The sequence below is a fragment of the Pseudoalteromonas sp. SG41-1 genome (genome assembly GCF_014164575.1).
Taxonomy (GTDB): Bacteria; Pseudomonadota; Gammaproteobacteria; order Enterobacterales; family Alteromonadaceae; genus Pseudoalteromonas; species Pseudoalteromonas rhizosphaerae.
In genome coordinates this window covers 1-15,382 of sequence record NZ_JACJFL010000070.1, presented here as the reverse complement: position 1 = coordinate 15,382, position 15,382 = coordinate 1, and the positions used below count along the sequence as shown (strand labels likewise).

Below are 15,382 nucleotides of genomic sequence, written 5' to 3'. Positions count from 1 at the left end.
AGCTCCGGCTCTGCAGTCGCTTTATCGCCAGCTTCATCAATTAGACTGTCAATATCGTCTAAATCAAATTCGTCTTCTTCAGCCAGCTCCGGCTCTGCAGTCGCTTTATCGCCAGCTTCATCAATAAGGCTGTCAATATCGTCTAAATCAAATTCGTCGTTATCGCCGTCATTCTTATCTGTCGGTTGATTACTGCTTTGTTCATCAATCAATGCATCAATATCAAAGTCATCATCTTCATCTGCTAACTCTTCACTGAGTGCTGCTAAGTCATCATCTGAGTCAAGCGAGTCATCTGATTCAGCAGTCGGTTCATCGTTGTCATTAGCAAATAAATCATCTAGATCTGATGCACTTAGAATATCGCCATCATTGTTGTCGGCTTTAATATCTAAATCAATGTCGTCGCCTAAGCTATCATCATCTGCTTGATCAAAATCTTGCTGCATGAAGATATCAAGTTCATCATCTTCTTTAGCCTCGTCGCTTTCATCATCAAATACAATGTCGTCGCTCAGTAAACCATCTAGCTCGTCTTGATTTAATAAACTGTCACCATCTTCAAACGCATCATCAATATTGTCATCAAAAATAATATCGTCGTCATCAGGTAAAATATCGTTCTCAAGATCATCAAGCTGAATACTTACATCATCGTCTTCTTGAACTGGATCTGGAACAATGGGATCAAGAGATGGGCCTAAATCAAGCTCATCCTCGGCAGTATAACTGGGGCTTTGTGGTAAAAATTCGTCATCATCAGTGCTTTCATCTTCTTTGTTGTTACGTTTACGTAAAAACATCACGATTGCAAAGATGATCAATAACGCTGGAATTGTCATTAATAGAATGAGAACTAGTGGATTGGCTAATAGCCCAGCAAAGTCAAACTCACTAGTCTCTTCGAGCTTTTTTGCTTGTTGTTGCTCTATAATTTCGTTCTGTTTTGCAATCAATTCAGAAAGTTGGCGTTGAATTTCACTGTCTTTACCAAGTTGCTCACGAATATTTTCAAGCTCTTTAGACACACCAGTTAACTGTTGCTTTAATTTATTGTTTTCAACTAAAATTTCTTCGACATTATCAACTGACGACTTGAACTGCTTTTGTAATTCAACAAGCTGACTGCCCTGTTGGGTTTTAATGCTGTTGATTTCTTGTTTTAATTCTTGCTTAGCTTCATCAACATCCACTTTGCGTGCTTGAGTTACTTTGGTTTGTGAAGCAGTAATTTCGCTGTTCGTAAGCGTGCCATTTTTCTTTTTTTCCCATAGCTCATCATCTTGCTCTGAACGCTGTTTGGCAAGCTCCGGGCTTACTGCGCGGATATCAGCTAAGGTAGGGATTTTTAAATACGCACCATCGCGCATATGATTGAGATTTTGATCTAAAAATGATTGCGGATTTTTTTCATACAGAGCCTGCATAACTTGATAAATACTGACCGAGTTATCAGGTCGCACTTTTGCAGCAATACGCCATAGTGTATCGGTTGGCTTTATTGGCCCAATAGAACGCCCTTGAACGCCATAATCAACGCCTTTAGGCCCTTTAAGTTGGCTGCCGTCTTGGGAGTATATCGGTGTTACCACCAATGCAGACGCTAATAAGAGGAGTGTAGCTAAACCGCGCATGCTGATCCTTTAATGTTTAAATGTTAACGCAGCGCCATTAAATTAGACGCTTAAACATTGATTATTTCTTGCAGAAATAACGTACATAAATAAATAGTTAATTAAGTCTTTCCTGCAAGCTCTATTCCAGTTGCAAACTATAAACCAGTTGCGGCTTAATATCCATCGCAACACTTTGAAACGTAATAGCTTAAACTTTATTAGCCGGAAGAGTTTTTTATCGTTAAGATTAAGTTTATACGCTTTTAGCAGCTATGCGGCAATTATTTGGCAGTTAAAAAATAAAAAAGCGACAAACTGCCGCTTTTCTTGCTTTTAATTAAAGATAGTTCGCTATCAACTCTTCAGCTATTTGCACGCTGTTCGTTGCGGCCCCTTTACGGGTATTATCACTTACAACCCACATATTTAAACCATGCGGATGTGAGATATCTTGACGTAAGCGCCCTACATACACAATGTCATTACCACTTGCATCCGTAACCGGGGTTGGGTAATCCCCTTCGTCTTCTATAAGTTCAAGCCCTGGCGCGTCATTAAGTAACTGTTTTACATGTTCAAAGTCGTACGGCATACGTGTTTCAATGTTAATCGCTTCTGAGTGACCAAAAAATACCGGAACTCGTACACATGTCGGATTAACAGCAATTGTGGTATCACCCAGAATTTTATGGGTTTCGTTAACCATCTTCATTTCTTCACGGGTGTAACCGTTATCTTCAAAAACATCAATTTGTGGGATAACATTAAACGCCATCTGCTTTGGAAATATTTCGCTATCTACAGGGCGTGCATTCATTAAATTAGCAGTTTGTTTTGCAAGTTCATCAACCGCTTTTTTGCCTGCACCCGATACTGCTTGATAAGTAGATACATTAATACGATCGATGCCGTATGCATCATAAATAGGTTTTAATGCCACCATCATTTGAATAGTTGAGCAATTAGGATTAGCAATGATATTGCGATTTCTAAAATCAGCAAGGCTTGCTGCATTTACTTCTGGCACAACCAGTGGTATTTCAAAATCATTTCTAAAGTGCGAAGTGTTATCAATTACTACACATCCTGCATCAGCGGCAATAGGTGCGTATTTTTCTGACACACTGCCACCAGCAGAAAATAAACCAATATGCGCTTGGCTAAAGTCAAACCCTTCAACGTCCTGCACTTCAATAGTTTCACCACGAAACTTAATATCTTCACCAGCGCTGCGACTACTTGCCAATAAAAATAATTGATCAACAGGAAACTTACGATCTTCTAACGTTTCAATAATTTGGCGACCAACAAGACCTGTAGCGCCAAGTACGGCAACATTATATTTTTGTGACATGTGTATTCCTCGTTTAACAGCCGCCATTGTGGCCGCTGTTTAAATTTTAAGTTATTCGACTACGAAACCAAGCCCTTGCAGCAAAGGCGAATATGCGCCTGCACCTAGCACTTTGACTGTGCTAAATTCACGTCGAATGGGGTAGTTTTTACGTAAGCTATCAAACCCTTCACTTGCTAAGTTGCATCGCAAAATACCATCATCACGACGCACATCGTAAACCAGATGGATCAACTGACCTAAATCAGCTTCGCTAAAGGTTTCTTGTAATGTAACTTGGGTAAACGCGGGCACTGGTAAAAAATCAGCTAATGCTTTGCCTGTTTGCAAACCTTTAAGCTCGCACAACTTTTCATAGAGCATTTGCGTGCCACGTGCTTTACCCTCTAAGGTATGGCCTGCGATATGGACACTGGCATAACGCACAAACTCAAGCAATTCAGTTAATATAGAAGGTTCGTTTTCCCATACATCTAATACCACATCGAGCTTGGCACCACCGCGCATAATTTCCAGTAGAGCATGATTATCGACCACATCGCCGCGACTGGCATTAATCAAAATAGTGCCAGGTTTAAGCGCTGCTAAACGCGCTTTGTTCATTAAATGCAAGGTACTATGTTTACCGGTCGTTACTAACGGCACATGGAAAGTGACGATATCCGCTTTACTCAACAACTCATCAATATCTGTATGCTCGGCTAATTGTCCCGCTTCATGCTTAGGTGGATCGCATACTAATACAGTGACATTAAGCGCGGCTAATTTATCTCGCAAACAGCTACCAATACTGCCCACTCCGACAATCCCAATGGTTTTGTGTTCCAAGGTGCAGGCATTTTCTTGGCACAGTGCAAACAAGCTACTGATCACATATTCAGCCACAGCAACGGCATTACAACCAGGTGCGCTCGTAAATGCAATATCACGTTGTTTGAGTAAATCAGTATCAATATGATCAACGCCGATTGTCGCCGTACCTACGTAGCGTAATTTATTAGCATGTATTAACAGTGCTTCATTTACTGAGGTTACCGAGCGAGTTAATAATACATCAACATCAATTAGCTGTTCGCTTTGTAATGTACGACCATCAAAACGCGTTACTTCACCAAAATCAGCAAAATATTGCTCAACAAGTGGCATGTTTTGGTCTGCAAGAATTTTCATTAACAAGTCCAGTAAGCACTAAGAGCCGCTATTGTAACGAACATAGCCGACTTTGAAAACGAAAAAGCCGAGCAAGTTGCTCGGCTTTAATTGTAATTTGGCTTTTTAATTAGCCTTTATATTTACTCATCACTAACGTGGCGTTAGTACCACCAAAACCAAAACTGTTAGACATAACAGTATTTAGTTCAACGTCTTTACGCTCAGTGATAATGTTTAAGCCTGCAGCTTGTTCATCTAGCTCATCAATATTGATTGAAGGCGCAACAAAGCTATGCTCTAACATCAATAGTGAGAAAATAGCTTCATGCACACCAGCGGCGCCCAGTGCATGGCCTGTCATTGCTTTAGTCGCGCTGATCATCGGTGAATTACCACCAAATACTTCTTGAATTGCTCCTAACTCTTTTACATCACCTACTGGTGTAGATGTACCGTGAGTGTTTAGATAATCAATGCTGTCAACGCCTTGCATTGCTTGACGCATACAACGTGCAGCACCTTCACCTGATGGTGCAACCATGTCATAGCCATCAGATGTTGCGCCATAGCCAACAACTTCAGCATAAATGTGTGCACCACGTGCAAGCGCATGTTCAAGTTCTTCAACAACAACAATACCGCCACCACCAGAGATAACAAATCCATCGCGGTTAGCATCATAAGTACGAGAGGCTTTTTCAGGTGTTTCATTATATTTGGTAGACAGTGCGCCCATTGCGTCAAATTCCATTGCCAATGTCCAGTGAAGCTCTTCACCGCCACCGGCAAAAACAACGTCTTGTTTGCCTAATTGGATTTGCTCAACTGCGTTACCAATACAGTGTGCAGATGTTGCACATGCTGAACTGATTGAGTAGTTAACACCTTTAATTTTAAATGGTGTTGCTAAGCATGCCGATGTTGTACTGGCCATGGTGCGCGGAACCATATAAGGACCTACACGTTTTACGCCTTTTTCACGTAAAATGTCAGCCGCTTCAACCTGCCATTTAGATGAACCACCACCGGAACCCACAATGATACCCGTGCGCTCATTTGATACTTGATCATCAGACAAACCAGAATCTGCAATTGCTTGTGCCATTGAAATATACGAATACGCAGCGGCATCGCCCATAAAGCGCATTGCTTTACGATCAACAAACTCTTTAACGTCAATATCAATTTTGCCGGATACGTTACTACGTAACTTATATTCAGCAAATTCTGGGTTAAAAGCGATTCCGCTCTTACCTGTTTTTAACGATTCTAATACTTCTTCTTTGTTGTTACCGATGCTTGATACAACACCGATGCCCGTAATAACGGCTCTTCTCATGGGTAATTACCTTAGCTTGATACTAAATTGTGTTCTATTTTACGCTGAAACTTACAACGAAGTGGTCAGCTTTCTAGCGTACACTTGTACTCTGAACCTCTAGCTTATAAATAACGCCAGACTATTTCAAAGAAAACACGTAAAATAATGAAAAAAAGTACTCATTAATTGCATGCCATGATTAAAAACGCTGAAATTCACTTTAATAACTTAGGTACACCCGTTGCAGACAACTTTAACGATGTCTACTTTTCGAACGATGATGGCCAAGCTGAGTCTGATTATGTGTTCTACCAGCAAAATAATATGCCTCATCGATTACAAAATCATGACCGTGCACATTTCGTTATCGCTGAAACTGGTTTTGGTACTGGGCTTAATTTTTTAAATACATGGCAACAATTTAAAAATAATCTAACCAGTAGGCAACATCATAGTCAAGAAGTTCACAACCCAGCACAACAAAATGTGCAGCGCTTACATTTTATGTCTTTTGAAAAGTATCCGATTAAAACAGACGATCTGCAAAAGGCATTGCAAGTATGGCCTAGTTTAGCACCATTGAGTAAACAGTTACTTGCTAAGTACCCGATTAATTTGGCTGGTTGCCATCGTCTTGAATTTGACAATGGTCAAATTATACTCGATTTATATTTTGGCGATGTGCAAGAATCACTCGCAGCTATAAGCTACCCGCAAACAGGTATTATCGATGCGTGGTATCTAGATGGCTTTGCACCGAGTAAAAACCCAGAAATGTGGCAGCCAGCCTTATTTAATTCAATGGTGGATATTTCTCGTAGTAATGCCACGTTTGCAACCTTTACGGTTGCAGGTGTTGTACGTAGAGGTCTTGCTGATGCAGGGTTTGCGGTACAAAAAATCAAAGGTCATGGCAAAAAAAATGAAATGCTGATTGGTTCTTTAGCCCATGCTAACCAAGCACAATCGGCGCCACCTTATCTGGCTCATCAGCAAAGTTCACTTAAAAACGTTGCTGTCATTGGCGGAGGGATAGCCAGCAGCGCTATTTTATATAGCTTGGCGAAACGTGGGGTTAACAGCCAACTTTTTTGCCAAGATCCCCAACTCGCGATGGGCGCATCTCATAATGTACAAGGTGCGATTTATCCGCACTTACAAGCAAAAAACTCCCCGCACAGTGAGCTTTTTGCGCACAGTTTTTTATATGCGAAACGACTTTATCAGCAACTCACTGAGAATGGCTTTCACTATGATCATCAATGGTGCGGCGTATTACAACACGCGATCAAACAACCCTTAGTTGAGCGCCATCAAAATATTGAACATAAACAGCTGTGGCCAGATGAACTCATGCACGGCGTAACGCCTGAGCAAGGTGATGAAATTGCCGGTGTAAGTACAGGCTACTCTGGCGTATATTTCCCGTTAGGTGGATGGGTTAACCCACCACAATTAGTGAGCGCTCTGTTCCAACAAGCCCATAAACTCAAACCAATTAAAAGCCATTTTAATTGTGATATCGAACAGCTTGAGAAAACCCCGCAAGGCTGGCTGTTATTGAGCCAAGGGCAACAGTTTGGCCCATTTAGTGACGTTATTGTATGTGCTGGTGAGCACAGCGACCGTTTTGTACAAACTCAGGCTCTGCCAATTGTTGGCGTGCGTGGTCAAGTATCCCATGTACAAGCAAGTCCTGCATCACGTAAACTAAAAACCGTGCTATGTCATAAAGGCTACTTTACTCCTGCTTATTTAGACCATCACTGTATGGGCGCAACATTCGAGAAGAACTCAAAAAGCCGCGCAGTCAAAGACCAAGACAATCAAACAAATCGCGAGCAACTGCTTCACTTTTATGGACAAACCGACTTTGCCAGTAGTCTAGGTGAGATCACGGCAGCTAAAGCCGCTGTACGTTGTAGTTTTATTGATCACCTCCCTATGGCCGGAGAATGGCCGCAGCAAAGTGATTATATTCACGCGTTTGCCAATTTACGCGCAGGGAAACGCTATCAATATCAATCCTTACAAAAACCACAACAAGGACTACACATACTCACAGGCTTTGGGGCTCGTGGCTTATGCAGTGCGCCCCTGTGTGCAGAACAATTAGTTGCTGCACTTAACAATGAACCACAGCCTTTGAGTGAACGAGTAAGCCAAGCGATTCACCCAGCCCGCTTTATTGTAAGAGATTTAATTCGAAATAAAATTTAACTTAGCAAAAATAGCGTGTAGGAACCAGGGTCTGTTGATCTTTCAAGGTTAAATTTGCAGCAGTCTGTTTGGTATTTAGGCAAGGCAGAGCCTATGTGGTGTGGTTATTCCCCATAAATAGGCGATAACGCAGCATTAATGCCAAACAGGCGCTGCCCGAAGGGTTCTGCCTAGGGGCAATTAACTCTTTGTTGCTCGGCTTTTACTTAGCCCACTAGGTTACAAACCTCGCGCCGCGATTAAATTGCCCCTAGTTTAAACAAATATTAATCCGCAAAGGTCAACAGACCCTTATGTGATAAAAATAATAACACCACTGATGTTAGCAATAAGCCTAACCTCAGTGACTTGCGCTGCAAATTTAGACAGCGTTCCGCTACCAGCTGATTTTAAGTACTCATTACAAATTGCCGATGACTACCCACTGATACAAACTGGCTATGTTGCTCAGTCGATTACAAAAGTGAGTGCTTTTTATCAACAAGCTTTAGGTAAGTCTGAGCTTATTATCGGTGATAATAAACGCCGAACGTTGTTTTATACCATCGACAAGAAAACCGTGCGGATCAGCTTATATGCTCGTGACTACCGAACCGAAATAGCGATTATGATCACGCAACCATAATCGCTTGACGGCGAACTGATCTGAATACGTATGCATAAAACAAACTGTTGAGCTTATAGCAAAAGCACCGTAGTTTATTATTAACACAATAATAACAACACGGTCTTTAATGCGCTATTTACTTTATATATTGATTCTCTGCGGCAGTAACTATTGCAACGCCGCAGCAATCAAATTACAAAGCTACTCAGGTGATACCTCCTTACCACACAAACTATTACTAACCGCATTAGCGAGGCAAAACCTTGCATATATACATCCTTACGAAAGTGATAAAGACATTTCAAATGCACGTATTTTAAATGATGTAAAAAATGGTCAGTTAGATGTGATGTGGAGCATGACTTCTGAGCAGCTTGAGCAAGACTATCAAGCAATTTATATCCCTTTATTTCGTGGTTTGTTGGGTATGCGCTTGGCGATGGTCACTCAACAAAATCAGCATATATTTAAACATGTAAACTCTATTAAAGACCTCTATCAATTTAGCGCCGGACAAGGCAAAACGTGGCCCGATACCGCTATACTCAAAGCGAATGGCTTAAAGGTGATCACTACCTTAAAATACCCTAATTTATTTCCGATGTTAGAAGGTAATCGCTTTGATTACTTTCCCCGTGGCGTAAACGAACCATGGGATGAAATAGCTAATAACAGTGAGTTAAACCTGACCGTTGATCCTTACATTTTACTAAAATATACCGCGCCGTTATATTTCTTTGTCGCTAAGGATAACCACACTCTCGCCAGCCAGCTTAATTCTGCGCTACAAGATATGATTGCCGATGGCACTTTTACCACCATGTTCTTTAACGACAGCCAAGTAAAAATGGTACTAGCTAAAGCTAACTTAGCAACACGAAAGGTGATCCCATTACAGAACCCTAGCCTGTCATCACGCACTCCACTATTACAACACGCACTGTGGTTTGATCCACTTAACGAGAGCAACACGCAATGAAATCATTACAAAGAAAAATAATCACAGCGCTTAGTATTTGTTTACTAGTCACTTTTAGCTTTGTAATTGGGGTAAACTACGTATTACTAAAAAATGATGAAACCAAACAATGGCATAAAAATGTTGATGCGATAAAGCAACAATTAACGGTTATTTTAGCCGAGCCAGTATTCTCATATGATAAACCCCTGATCGCGCAAATATTGCAGGCATTTGCTAAAAATCCAGATATTCAACAACTGCATGTTATTGATCATCGTGGTATCGAACTTGGTCGACTTGATAAACCCAGCAATACAACAAAGCAATTGCTCAAGCAGCAAATTGATCTAACATTCTCAGAACAACCAATTGGTACTATCCATATCAGCTTTAGCCAAGATGAATTAAACCATGGCATCAACAAAGCATTAAGTACCATGGTTATCACCCTTGCCATTTCATTTGCCTTGTTAGGCATTATTATTCTTAGCGTATGCCGCATACTGATCATCAAACCGATTGTCAGTGTCAATCAATTGGTGGATGAACTTGCCCGTGGCTCTGGCGATTTAACTCAGCGAATAAACTATCAATCTACGGATGAAATTGGCCATTTAGTTGCGGGCTTTAACCGCTTTATTAATGAAGTGCAGCAAATAATCTCAAGCCTGGGGCAAACAGCTACCGAGCTTGAAGTGATTGCCGCAACAGTAAACGAAGCAACAGTGCGTTCAAAATATGAAGCCGAGCAAGAATATCAATTAACCGATGCGGCAACCTCCTCTCTGAGTCAATTAACCCAAGCGACTAAAGAAATTGCCCTTGGAGCGACGCAAACAGCGGATAAAACAATGCAAGTACAAGGACTTTGCCAAGACGGCGAGCTATCGATGAGTCATAACAGTAGTTTGATAAACGACCTTGAAAATCAATTAGATCACACATCAACGGTGGTAGAGCAACTTGATAGTCGCAGTAGTGAGATAAGCCAAGTTCTTGATGTGATTAAAAGTATCGCCGAACAAACCAACTTATTGGCGCTTAATGCAGCAATTGAAGCTGCACGTGCTGGAGAGTCTGGCCGAGGCTTTGCCGTAGTTGCTGATGAAGTTCGCGCACTTGCGAGTAAAACCTACCATTCCACATCAGAAATCGAAAATATCATTACTGCACTACAAACCAACGCCAGTGAATGTGTAGCCGCCACACAAAAAAGCAAACAAGTGAGTACCGACGTTACTAGCGCGAACGAGCAAAGCCAACGCGTTTTTCATAATATCGCTCAACAAGTTGATGAGATGAACTTAATGAATGAACGCATTGCAGCCAGTTCAGAAGAACAAACCTCGGTTACGCAAGGAGTATTAGCCACTATGGAAAAAATCAATCATGGCGCAAAGTCGCTTGCCCAAGAAGCGGATCATCTTGATAAGACAGTTAAGCAGCTCAATGATCTTGAAAAAGGCATTGTGGCTAAACTTGGGTTGTTTAAGTATTAAATGCAAAAACGGCTAGAAGGCTAGCCGTTTTATTTACGCTTTAATGACTCCTAAAATTGATATTGGAACCCTAGCGCCCATTCATTTACATCATTTTCTCTTAGCTTATAATGGCTATAGTTAATTGAAACATCTGTATTTTCAAGCACTGGATAAGCTAATTGCCCGCCAAAATAAGGGCGTGTATTGGTGTCACTATATGTAATTTTTTGCCCCGTAGATGAGCGGCTATCGATTGAATAATGATAATGGAAAGCCCCTACAAAAACCTTACTCTTAACTTGGCCCAACAGCGGGAATACATAAGCTGTTTGTATCGCAGGTCCTTGTGACAATACCGGCACGGTTTGTGATACATTCAATTGCGCATTACTTGGATCAAGCGTATCTCCAACAAAGGTCATACTACCTTCACCTAAGTTGATATAGCGTACGCCAAATTGCCAATTAGTCGCTAACGAATAAATCCCACCTATTGACCAACTAATATCGGTATCATCGTATTCAGTATTCGCTAATTCGACTGATTGATCAGTTGTGGTGGAGCCTGCAACGGCCGCATAACCAATCGTGCCATCCATAGACCACTCACCAGCTAGTACAGGCTGACTGACTACCACAGCCGTAGCGAGTAAAGCCCATGGCGTCAGTTTTGATTGGCGACGTATAAAGACTAACCCAATCATTAACAACACCATGGTGCTGCCTAAACTACCTGATGAGCTATTTTTAACCGTGGTGGTTGTATAAGCTTTTACGGTCACTTTTACTTCTCCTTTTGCTTCAGCACCTTTACTGTCAGAAACTGTATACTCAATAAAATCAACACCTTCAAAACCTGCTTTGGGCTGGTAATTCAATGTGCCATCGTTATTTATAGTGACTGTGCCTTGCGTAGCTTGCGCGCTTATTAAACTAAGTGCGTCGCCATCCGCATCGCTATCATTGGAGAGCACATCAATAACTATTTGCGTGCGGTCATTGGTGCTTGCAGTATCACCAATAGTTGTTGGGGCACTGTTTACTACCACACTAACAGTCGCTGTACCAAAGGCTGTTCCACCTTTACCATCAGACACACTGTAGTTGATCGTTGCAGTACCAATAAAATCAAGTAATGGTTGATAACTAAGTTGATTATTAACGATTGCTACCTCACCAAAATCAACACTTGCACTGGTGAGCGTCAGTACATCATTATCTGCATCGCTATCATTACTAAGCACATCAATAACAATACTATTACCTAGTGCAATAGTTACTTGATCTGATTGTGTAACAGGCGCGCTGTTATTACTACTCATAACGCTAACGCCGCCTGGATCAACAATTTGACCATTCGCTATGCCATCAGCATCATTGATACCACCATCAGTTATGCGTAATTGTACACACCAGTCACCTTCTTTAAGCCCTTCTTGCCACAGCTGACTATTTGGTGAAGGGCAATACCCTTGCTCACCTTGAGTAGAATAGACCTTATCGCCGTTGCTGGTATTAAAGTCAATCCACTCATTATTGATAAGCTTTCTATAAATCGCCCCCGCTGGTATTGGCATTCTTTGCGGAAGCACTATGTGGTAGTTTTCACCTTTTTGCTCCATGGCGGTTACTATAAAGCTAAAGTAACCACCAGAGTTATCCATCCCAACATCTGCAGGCAATTCATTTTCAAACAATTGTGCTGCGCCACTGCTATTTTGTATGCTTGAGAATGCTTTTCTTAAACATGCTCCCGCATCCCCCTCGACAAGAAACTGCGCTGACTCATTTACTTGCTCAGGTAATACATTACATTCATTAATATTATCCAAATAATCAGGAATACCATCACGGTCATTATCTTGTAGACCTTCGATATTGTCTGGTATTAAGTCATTATCAGTATCGGCAGTTGTTAACTCAGGTAACTGAGCTACCACTTCAACATAACTGGTCACTGTAGTTGATAAGCTATCCACAGCGTCATCTGTTGCGGTTACTGCTATTTCATAAATACCAATATCGAGTTCAGCTGTAGAGAACACAAATGTATCAGCCGCATTACCTAGATCAACAATCCGTTCATCTGCTGCTTGCCAACTAAATGAAATATTATCTCCAGGGTTATTATCTGTTGCCAACGCTGTAATTGTTACGAGATCGTCACTGGCTAAAACAAATGGCCGAGGCTGATTATTTTGCTCCGTTATCGTAACTAAGCTTGGTGCTATATTACTCTCTGAAATAGTCATAATATTAGAGGCTTGCGCGCCAGTATTAAGGCTATCGTCAAGCGTTATAACAATTGTTTCATCCGCTTCAATCTCACTATCTGCAAAGACTCTAAAGTTGATCTCACCAACGAGGCCTTGTTCAATAACCACTTCACCGCTGATTAAATCATGATCATCTGATGTTGCGGTTCCAGATACGCTGTAAGGTACAGTGACAGGATAACTTGCCGCTGGTCCATTCAAGTAAACCCGAGTGGTATAACTTTGATCCTCAGCAACAACTTTATTTTTACCTAGTGATATTTGCGGGTGAACCATTACTTGCTGGCTAGCAGTTGTGGTTTTACCATTACTGTCTATCGCTTGCCAATACACTTGATGTACGCCTGGCGTAAACAACATACTTTGATTGATAGTAGTAACAGGTAGAGGGTTTTGCTCGCTATCAAACGCAAGAGCTGTACCCAACTTAACTCGAGTAAACAATCCTGTTGCATCAACATTCACAGCAGCTGGAGGTGTAATGGTTGGTGCATCCGCTTGGCTATCAGTAAAGTTAATATAAGCAAACCCTGTGCTTTGTGCTTGCGCTGGGTCGGCAATAATATACTCAACTTTAATAGTGCCTTGGGTACTTGCGCTAAATTGATAGACAAGCTGCTGGTCAACAATACTCACTGTACCCACTGACGCCCTAGCACCAATAATTGTTATTACATCACCATCAACATCAGTGTCATTCGCCAATACATCAAGTATATAACGGCCGCTTTCAGTTCGCGCTAAGTCAAAGGTATCTTCCACAGCGACCGGTTGATCGTTTACTGACTCAACAGTAATTAACGCCGTAGCTATAGCTGAACTTGCTTTACCATCAGTCACTAAATAGCTAAAGGTGTCGCTACCATGATAATCAGCCTGTGGCTGATAACTAAATACCGTTCCTTGCACCGTTAAGCTACCAAACTGTGGCTGAGTGACCACTTCTATAACTAAATTGTCGTTATCACTGTCACTAACTTGAGCACTAACACTGAGATTATTATCTTCTTTAACGCGCATTACCATATCATTAGCAACAGGCGGCGCATTTACATACGTTACATCAATACTAAATGGGTTAAGCGTACTGCTTAACTGCCCATCGCTTACGGTGATCAAAATATTGCTATATAGACCAACATTATCTCGCGTCGGTATACCACTTAATGTACCACTTGTGCTATCAAACGTTGCCCAACTCGGCTTGTTCGCAATCGTCAATGATAAACTGGTATTATCAATATCTGACACAATTGGCGTAAATGAGTAACCTGTATCTTGCGCGATTGATGTTGCAGGTGAACCGCTGATTGTTGGTGCATCGTTAACATTCACTACTGTCAGTGTAAATGGGGTTAAACTTTGGCTTGCAACCCCATCCGTTACACTCACCGTGATGCCTGCATAACTTCCTACATCAGCATTGCTTGGTCTGCCTGATAGCTCCCCTGTGGTGGTATCAAAGTTCAACCAACTTGGTTTATTTTCAATACTGAAGCTGAGGTTATCGCCATCATTATCTGTCGCTAGTGGTACAAAGCTATATAAGTCATTTTCATTAACAGCTAAGCTTGGTACTCCAGTAATCACTGGCAAATCGTTAATACTATTAATCGTTACTGACACTGTGCTTGGTGCTGAATCAAGTAATCCATCATTCGCTATATAGCTAAACTGATCGTCACCAAAGTAATTTGCACTGCCTTGATAAGTAACTTGCTCACCTGAGATAGTCGCAGTGCCATTAGTTGGTTGACTAACGATTGTATAAGTTAATCTATCACCATCAACATCACTACCGAGTAAGTTCATAACGACTGGCATGTCTTCATCAGTAACGCCAGTTTGTAGACCCACAATTGGCGCGTCATTAACTGCGGTGATAACTAACGATACCGGGGTTGTTGTTGAATCTAACTGTCCATCATTAACAACAAAACTAAAGCCATCACTGCCGTTATAATTAGCGTTTGGCGTATATAACCAACTATCATTACTTTGCTGCATAAGCGAGCCATGTAATGCGCCTTCATCAAGACGATAGCTTAGATCATCGTTCTCAATATCTAAGCCAACTAAGGTGATCAAGACGCTATTATCTTCAGCAAGTATTAAACTTTGCGGAATACCTAAAGGTGCATCATTGACTGGGTTCACGGTCATGGTGACAGTAGCAAGGTTAGATATCGCGCCATTGCTGTCTTTAACTGTGTAAGTAAAGCTGTCATCGCCAAAGTAATCTGCATTGGCGGTATAAATGATTGCCCCAGTTGCGGTTACTTGAGTTTGCCCGTTGCTTGGTGCACTGACAACCGTCACACTGCTCACATCTAAGCTGTCGCCGATATCAACATCACTGTCGTTACCCAATACGTTGACTTCAAATGAACCTTC

At 41.5% G+C, this 15,382-nt stretch carries 9 protein-coding genes; 4 read left to right on the top strand and 5 right to left on the bottom strand.

Annotated features, from left to right (window positions below; all coding sequences use genetic code 11):
- From H5203_RS21405 to fabB, 4 genes are all read right to left on the bottom strand, one after another.
- Positions 1 to 1,634: FimV/HubP family polar landmark protein (locus H5203_RS21405; protein WP_310736569.1), on the bottom strand; the 1,634-nt coding region annotated here is incomplete at its 3' end.
- A 319-nt stretch (positions 1,635 to 1,953) separates the two neighbouring features.
- Positions 1,954 to 2,970, bottom strand: a complete 1,017-nt coding sequence (locus H5203_RS21400) for an aspartate-semialdehyde dehydrogenase (RefSeq protein WP_145241502.1) — start codon at positions 2,968 to 2,970, stop codon at positions 1,954 to 1,956.
- Positions 2,971 to 3,021: 51 nt separating this feature from the next.
- Positions 3,022 to 4,140 carry a 4-phosphoerythronate dehydrogenase gene (locus H5203_RS21395; protein WP_145241504.1) on the bottom strand — a complete coding sequence of 373 codons (1,119 nt, stop codon included), beginning with the start codon at positions 4,138 to 4,140 and terminating at the stop codon, positions 3,022 to 3,024.
- A gap of 109 nt (positions 4,141 to 4,249) precedes the next feature.
- Positions 4,250 to 5,461 carry a beta-ketoacyl-ACP synthase I gene (gene fabB, locus H5203_RS21390; RefSeq protein WP_145241506.1) on the bottom strand — a complete coding sequence of 404 codons (1,212 nt, stop codon included), beginning with the start codon at positions 5,459 to 5,461 and terminating at the stop codon, positions 4,250 to 4,252.
- Positions 5,462 to 5,638: 177 nt separating this feature from the next.
- Here fabB and mnmC point away from each other — a divergent pair, with 177 nt between their 5' ends.
- From mnmC to H5203_RS21370, 4 genes are all read left to right on the top strand, one after another.
- Entirely contained in the window at positions 5,639 to 7,663 is a 2,025-nt protein-coding gene (gene mnmC / locus H5203_RS21385) for a bifunctional tRNA (5-methylaminomethyl-2-thiouridine)(34)-methyltransferase MnmD/FAD-dependent 5-carboxymethylaminomethyl-2-thiouridine(34) oxidoreductase MnmC (protein ID WP_145241508.1), read from the top strand.
- 295 nt (positions 7,664 to 7,958) lie between these two features.
- The gene (locus H5203_RS21380) at positions 7,959 to 8,288 is read left to right on the top strand and encodes a hypothetical protein (RefSeq protein WP_145241510.1); all 330 of its coding nucleotides are present in this window, start codon (positions 7,959 to 7,961) and stop codon (positions 8,286 to 8,288) included.
- A 109-nt stretch (positions 8,289 to 8,397) separates the two neighbouring features.
- Positions 8,398 to 9,249 carry a transporter substrate-binding domain-containing protein gene (locus H5203_RS21375; RefSeq protein WP_145241513.1) on the top strand — a complete coding sequence of 284 codons (852 nt, stop codon included), beginning with the start codon at positions 8,398 to 8,400 and terminating at the stop codon, positions 9,247 to 9,249.
- Complete coding sequence (locus tag H5203_RS21370) at positions 9,246 to 10,730, top strand: methyl-accepting chemotaxis protein (protein ID WP_145241515.1); 1,485 nt, start codon at positions 9,246 to 9,248, stop codon at positions 10,728 to 10,730. The genes H5203_RS21375 and H5203_RS21370 overlap by 4 nt, the downstream gene beginning before the upstream one ends.
- A gap of 50 nt (positions 10,731 to 10,780) precedes the next feature.
- Here H5203_RS21370 and H5203_RS21365 read toward each other — a convergent pair.
- The coding region (locus H5203_RS21365; protein WP_182820267.1) for an Ig-like domain-containing protein at positions 10,781 to 15,382 on the bottom strand (4,602 nt) is incomplete at its 5' end.